Below are 1,597 nucleotides of genomic sequence, written 5' to 3'. Positions count from 1 at the left end.
CGGGCCCGGTGCGGTGGGCCTTCGCGGGCCCGCGCCGCCCGGCACCGCGCGCCGCCCGGTTCCGGCCGGACCGCCGGGGCTGCCCCTGTATCGGATGCCTCGGTTGTCGGATGCCTCGGTTGTCGGATGCCCCGGGCATCGGCCGCTGATGTGGCAGGCCGCACGATCCGTACGACGAGAGCTGGAACGGCTGGCGCGAAGATCCACCGGACAGGGCCCGGGCCGGCTCACTTCGCGTCCGCGTAGCACTCCACCGCCGCCATCGTGAGGGGGAACCGCACCGGTGTCGGTCCGAAGGCGATCCGCCCGGCCGTCTCGCCCGCCTCGGCGATGGCCTCCCGGACCGCGTCGGCCTCCTCCCGGGGGCAGTGCACGATCACCTCGTCGTGCTGGAAGAAGACGATCTCCGCGCGCAGCCCCGCCCCGGTCAGCGACCGCCGCAGCGCGGCGAGCAGCAGCAGGGCCCAGTCGGCGGCGCTGCCCTGCACCACGAAGTTCCGGGTGAACCGGCCGCGCGCGCGGGCGCTCGCCGTGCTGCCGTACGACGGCTCCTCCTGCTCCCGGGGCAGCCCCGCCTCGTCGGCCGGCTCCTCGGCGCCGCCGCCCACGGGCGGGCAGGTGCGGCCCAGCCAGGTGCGCACCAGCCGCCCTTCCTCGCCCGCGCGGGCCGCCTCGTCCACATACGCCACCGCCGCCGGGAAGCGCCGCCGCAGGGCGGCGAGATGCTTCAGGCCGTCGCCGGAGGTCTGGCCGTACACCGCGCCCAGCAGCGCCAGCTTGGCCAGCTCGCGGCGGCCGGAGAAGGCACGGTCGGACAGTGTCGCGTACAGATCCCGGCCGCTGCCCGCGACCTCCATCAGCCCGGGGTCGCGGGAGATCGCGGCGAGCACTCGCGGCTCCATCTGGTCGGCGTCGGCCACCACCAGCCGCCACCCCGGATCGGCCACCACCGCGCGCCGCACCACCTTGGGGATCTGAAGCGCCCCGCCGCCGTTGGTGGTCCAGCGGCCGGAGACGGTGCCGCCGGGCAGATACTCCGGGCGGAAGCGGCCGTCGCGCACCCAGGACTGGAGCCAGGCCCAGCCGTGGGCGGTATGCAGCCGGTAGAGCTTCTTGTAGCGCAGCAGCGGCTCGACGGCGGGGTGGTCGATCCGCTCCAGCTCCCAGGCGCGGGTCGAGCCGAGCGCGATGCCCGCGCGGGCGAACGCCTTGACGACCTCGGCGGGCAGATCGGGCCGGACCCGGGTGCCGAAGGCGCGCGAGACCTCGTCGGCCAGCTCGACCAGGCGCTGCGGCTCCAGACCGCCCGGATAGCGCTCGCCGAGCAGCTCGTCCAGCAGCTCCCGGTGGCGGTCGGCGCTCCAGGGCACCCCGGCCCGCCGCATCTCGGCGGCGATCAGCATCCCCGCCGACTCGGCGGTGGTCAGCAGCCGCATCCGGTCCGGGTGCTCGGCCGCCTCCGTACGGACCAACTGCTCCGCGTACACCGCGAGCAGCGCTTCCAGCGGGTCGGTGCCCGGCGGCAGCGGCGGCGGACCGGGCTCGAACAGCGACGGCTGGGCCCCGGCCGCCCGGGGCGGCGGATCCTCGGGGACGG

Annotated in this window: 1 protein-coding gene; it reads right to left on the bottom strand. The window is 76.3% G+C overall.

The genetic code is table 11. The annotated features are described in order from the left end of the window. Positions 1–227: 227 nt before the first annotated feature. A partial coding sequence (locus KN815_RS49000) for a bifunctional 3'-5' exonuclease/DNA polymerase (protein ID WP_216348188.1) occupies positions 228–1,597 on the bottom strand: 1,370 nt, incomplete at its 5' end.

Origin of the sequence: Streptomyces niphimycinicus (genome assembly GCF_018883605.1) — a bacterium.
In the GTDB taxonomy this organism is placed as follows: Bacteria; Actinomycetota; Actinomycetes; order Streptomycetales; family Streptomycetaceae; genus Streptomyces; species Streptomyces niphimycinicus.
Note: the sequence above shows the minus strand (reverse complement) of the source record. Positions and strands in the feature narration are given on the sequence as shown.